The organism is Psychromonas sp. (assembly GCF_041586535.1).
Lineage (GTDB): Bacteria > Pseudomonadota > Gammaproteobacteria > Enterobacterales > Psychromonadaceae > Psychromonas.
The window spans coordinates 1-4,870 of the sequence record NZ_JBFGZY010000199.1 but is presented as its reverse complement, the minus strand read 5'-3'; the positions used below and the strand labels follow the sequence as shown (position 1 = coordinate 4,870).

Annotated in this window: 4 protein-coding genes; 1 reads left to right on the top strand and 3 read right to left on the bottom strand. The window is 45.7% G+C overall.

Translation table 11 applies throughout. The annotated features are described in order from the left end of the window. Positions 1–318: 318 nt before the first annotated feature. Both ABZA00_RS16310 and ABZA00_RS16305 read right to left on the bottom strand, forming a co-directional pair. Complete coding sequence (locus ABZA00_RS16310) at positions 319–714, bottom strand: SirB2 family protein (protein WP_372883210.1); 396 nt, start codon at positions 712–714, stop codon at positions 319–321. Between the two features lie 229 nt (positions 715–943). Further along, the gene (locus ABZA00_RS16305; RefSeq protein WP_372883209.1) at positions 944–3,232 is read right to left on the bottom strand and encodes a nitric-oxide reductase large subunit; all 2,289 of its coding nucleotides are present in this window, start codon (positions 3,230–3,232) and stop codon (positions 944–946) included. Positions 3,233–3,571: 339 nt separating this feature from the next. Between ABZA00_RS16305 and ABZA00_RS16300 the strand changes: the two genes are divergently transcribed. Further along, on the top strand, positions 3,572–4,048 hold the full coding sequence (locus ABZA00_RS16300; RefSeq protein WP_372883208.1) for a YbhB/YbcL family Raf kinase inhibitor-like protein: 477 nt from the start codon (positions 3,572–3,574) through the stop codon (positions 4,046–4,048). Positions 4,049–4,081: 33 nt separating this feature from the next. Here the strand turns inward: ABZA00_RS16300 and ABZA00_RS16295 are convergent, their stop codons facing one another. Further along, positions 4,082–4,705 carry a thiol:disulfide interchange protein DsbA/DsbL gene (locus ABZA00_RS16295; RefSeq protein ID WP_372883207.1) on the bottom strand — a complete coding sequence of 208 codons (624 nt, stop codon included), beginning with the start codon at positions 4,703–4,705 and terminating at the stop codon, positions 4,082–4,084. Between the last annotated feature and the right edge of the window lie 165 nt (positions 4,706–4,870).

Below are 4,870 nucleotides of genomic sequence, written 5' to 3'. Positions count from 1 at the left end.
TCGCGATCATAATGCGGCTATTAATATTCACAATGAAGGGCTAAGACTACTCGCTTAAAAATTCGTGGCGGCAGGTAGTGCCGACACGTTAAACGCTTGTAAGAGGTTTTAGAAGACTAACGCAACTTAATGTTGCAATGCATAAACCGTTGACGACAAGAATCACCTTGCTTTAGCTGGGTGAGCTTCAATAATAATTTGTCGGCTAACCGGAAACGCCATTATCCTACCTACTGGTTATAGTATTATCCTCAATCTTCAATAGATTATGAAAGCCGTGCTTTCATAATCTATCCTTTTTCACTAAAGGTGTTTCCTTTAGGCAGCCGCCATTGCCAGCCATGATAGCACATTGTGGGTTTTCGCCACACCAATAATATAGGCAAATATCAGTACAGCAAAAATACCCGCCCATAATCGCACCACTGCGCTTTTACCGCGTTTAATCGCGATGCTGCCGACGCCGATGTAGACAAGCAGGGCGAGCAGCTTAGCGGTTAACCAGGCATCAGCAAAAGGGTACTGTTTGATGATGCTCATTAACCAGACAGCGAAGATCAGCAGCAGGGTATCAATAATATGGGGTAATGTTCTGAGCAGTTTATTGTGTAATAACCTCGATTCGATGACCGACAGAATTGAACGAAACACAAATAAGCTGATACTGAGGTAGGCCATGCCCATATGCAGATGTTTAATTAATAAATAATCCATTTAAGGTGCTCCGATAAATATTTAAAAATAAGTTAATGAAATTTTAACTGTTAATTGTTTCATGGATCGCACTGTTGTACAGAGCGGTGCGAGCAACATTTCTTTGCAGAGGCCATAAAAATACAAAACCTGCGGATAGATAATTGTCGGATTTGGTATAACCCTCCCAAAATAAAAAAGGAGCCGCGAGCGGCTCCAGTTAATAAATCAAGATAGCACCGCTAAGCGATTAAACCTTAGCGCCTAACTCACCTGCAGCAGTTGTAACCGGCTTGCTGGAAAGGCTCTTTTTCAATAAATCAAACAGGAACAGACCTAGCAGCATACCACCCAAAGCAAACACGATATCACCGGGAACACGCATCCAGACCAGAGTCTCAACCAGCGGGCTATGGATAACTTCCGGTGAACGGCCATACCAGTAGCCATTTTCTAATACCGCGAAGAATTGGGTCAAACCAACCGGTAACAGAGACATAAATACCATACCTGCAAGGCCAATGTTTAATGTCCAGAATGCACCTTTAAGGTATTGGTTATTCCATTCTAAATTGCCGGTTAAACCACGCAGACAGAATAACATCAAGCCTATTCCCAACATGCCATATACGCCCATAAAGGCTGCGTGGGCATGGGTTGCAGTGGTATTTAACCCCTGAATAAAGTACAGAGAAATAGGCGGATTGATAAGGAAACCAAGTACGCCCGCACCCACTAAATTCCAGAACGCGGTGGCGACAAAAAACATAATTGCCCATTTGTAACGAATCATCCAGGGAGCTGCACCGCGCATGCGGTAGCTTTCGATGGCTTCAAAACCAATCAGGGCTAACGGCACGACTTCAAGGGCTGAGAAGATGGCACCCCAGGCGATAACGGATGTTGGTGCTCCGGTGAAGTATAAATGGTGCAGCGTACCGATTAAACCACCGGTTAAAAAGACGACGGTTGTGAACAACACAGCAGCATTGGCATTACGCGCCCGAATCAGACCTAAGCGTACTAACATCAGGGCGATAACCGCTGTTGCAAATGTTTCGAAGAAACCTTCCACCCAGAGGTGAACAACCCACCAGCGCCAGTATTCAGCGATAGCTAAGTTAGTATGTTTACCCATAAACAGACCCGCGCCATAGAATAAACCGATCGCGATACAGGAAGCGTATAATACCCAGATAACCGGGGTCATTTCGCCTTGTTTGTTCAGAGCCGGGCGGATAGCAGCAGTCACCAAAACCAGCCAGATAAGCAGACCAACTAACAGCAGTATTTGCCATACGCGGCCAAGGTCGATGTATTCATAGCCCTGATGACCAAACAGGAAGTTCATGTCCAGATCAAAGTACTGCTGTACGCCAAGCCACTCTCCGGTCATAGAGCCGAGCACAACAATCAATAATGCTACCCAGAGGATGTTAACACCAATACGCTGAAATTTCGGCTCATGCCCTGATAGCGCCGGGGCGATATAAAGTCCGGTCCCTAACCAGGCAGTTGCAATCCAAAACACCGCGAGTTGCGTGTGCCAGGTACGCGTTACCGAGTAAGGTAGAATTTCAGAAAGCGGGATGCCGTAGAAGTTCTGTCCCTCAACAGCATAGTGGGCGGTGATGCCGCCGAGCAGGATCTGCAGTAAAAACAGAGCAATTGCAGTAACAAAATATTTCCCCACGGCTTTTTGGGATTTTGTCGCTTTAGTGAAAAACAGCGGATCTTGCTCTGCTGGCTCGGGAAGCGCTTCATGTTTACCGGCTGCATGATGCCAGACAAGTCCGCCGATACCGGCAATCAGCGTCACAATACTGAGGATTGACCAAACTACGTTACTTGATGTTGGTGTATTACCCAGCTGAGGGTCAAATGGCCAGTTATTGGTGTAAGTATAATTTTCGTTCGGGCGTTCGGTAATGGCAGCCCAGGCACCCCAGAATAGGAAAGCGTTAAGTTTTTCACGATGATCAAGGGAAGGGATAGTGCCTTCTTTCATCGCGTACTGCTCTCTAAGGTGTGCAAGCGCCGGATCGCTGCCAAATAATGATAAGTAATGATCTGCCACTTGATTAATCGCTTTGATACGCGTATCAGACAAGCTTACCTCAGTAATACCATTAGCACGTGTTACCACGCTGTTATGGCGAATATCATTACGCAAAGCTAACTCTAAACCCGCCTGCAGTTCGTCATTAAGTGCAGTAAAAGGCTGCTGATAGCGCTGCTGTGCAGTTATCTCCAGCCACGCCAGCGCTTCACGATGAAGCCAGTCAGCAGTCCAGTCCGGAGCAACGTAAGAGCCGTGTCCCCAAACCGAGCCAAGCTGCTGACCACCCATTGAACGCCAAACTAATTGACCTTGTTCGATATCGTTTTCGCTGAAAATAATCTCGCCGCTGCCTGACACGTAGGCTGTTGGAATCGGAGGTTTTTCCCGGTAGATATCACTGCCTATACTGAGCAGTACAGTGAATGAAGCAATAAGCACGGCAAGCAGTGCTATTACGGTGAGTTTGTTTTTGTTCATAAATCCTCTTTCCATGGGGGTTTTTATATAGGTGTAAGTCACCAAGCAAAATTCAAGCCAACTTTTCAACATATTGTTTAATAAGGGTTTATAAGGTTATTTAAACACATGATAGTCATAGTGACAATGTTATTTGCTGTCATTATGACATTGCCTTGTCATAATGACAGCAACTGGTGTGTCCGGGGGGTTAAAAGATGTGCTGAAGGATTTATCGATTTTTGCCAAATCAACTATAATACAAAATCAGATGCCTACCCCTTTTTTTGTGATCTGAGGTTTAGCTTTTTCCTTCGGGCGCTAGGTTGTCCATTTATGGCTGTTAATTGGGAGCAACATATGACACTGACACTACAATCTTCGGCGTTTACCGGCGGCGGTGAAATTCCCCGCAAATATACCTGTGAGGCGCAGAATATCTCTCCTCCGCTAAGCTGGCAGGGGGCCCCCGAGGGGACACGCAGTCTTGTTCTAATTGTTGATGATCCCGACGCGCCGGATCCCAATGCACCCAAAATGACCTGGGTACATTGGCTTGTTTATAATATCCCGCCGGAAACAACCGCGCTGATTGAAGGGGCCGGTGCAGACTCATTGCCTGTCGGCGCGTTGCAGGGAGTAAATGACTGGAAGAAGGCCGCTTATGGCGGACCCTGTCCGCCAATCGGGCGGCATCGTTATTTCCACAAGCTCTATGCCCTGGATACGGTACTGATGTTAAGCAATAATCCAACTAAGAGCGAGCTTGAAAAAGCGTTTAAGGGGCATGTCATTGCGCAGACCGAATTGATCGGCACCTACGAGAAGAGTAAATAAGGCGTCAGTCCTCGGTTGACAGCCATTAGGCCATTATTTATTCAGCAGATAGCGGATAGTGTTGGCTATTTGGCTCTGATCTTTATGCTCTGAAACGATCACCTGGTAACGGCCGTTAACAATAAAACTCGGGACTGAATTAATAGCAGATTGTGTTGATAAGCGCTCTGCTATTTTTACTTTAGCCAGCATCATCTCGTTCTGCTGCTGGTTAAATTGATAAGGACTGATCAGGTTAGAAGAGGCGAATACCTTTTCAATCGCTGCTTGTTTATCTGCCTGCGTCGTGTCACCGCCCATCTGTATTGCTGCAAAGAGCTGATCCATAAAAGTATGATCCGGGTCTTTGCCCAACTGCATCTCAGCCGCATAATAAAACATCGCAGCAACCTGTGCAGACCGGTTAAATGTGATATGCAATTTGCCTATATCTGCACCTGCTTCTGAGCTGATCTGCGGCAGAACGGCTTCCATCTTACGGCAATGGCTGCAGGTTAAAGAGAACACTTCGGTAACCGGCAATAGTGTTTCATCTTCAAGTAATGTCGGCAAAAGAACGTATTGTTTACCTTCCTGAGGAATACTATTGTCAGTGCATGCCATTAACAAACAAGCTGCAACAAGTGCGATCAGGGAGGATCTATTTAATAGTTTCATGTTTTTCTCGCATAATTATAGGATTATACCAATTCCGATAATTAGATGATCTATTTAGGCGTAGAAAAAATGGATGAAAGCAAGGCATTGATTGCAGTAACTAGTTGTTCTAATTACACAAAATCGTATGGAACGATTTTGAACAGCTTTAGCTGGCCACAAAGT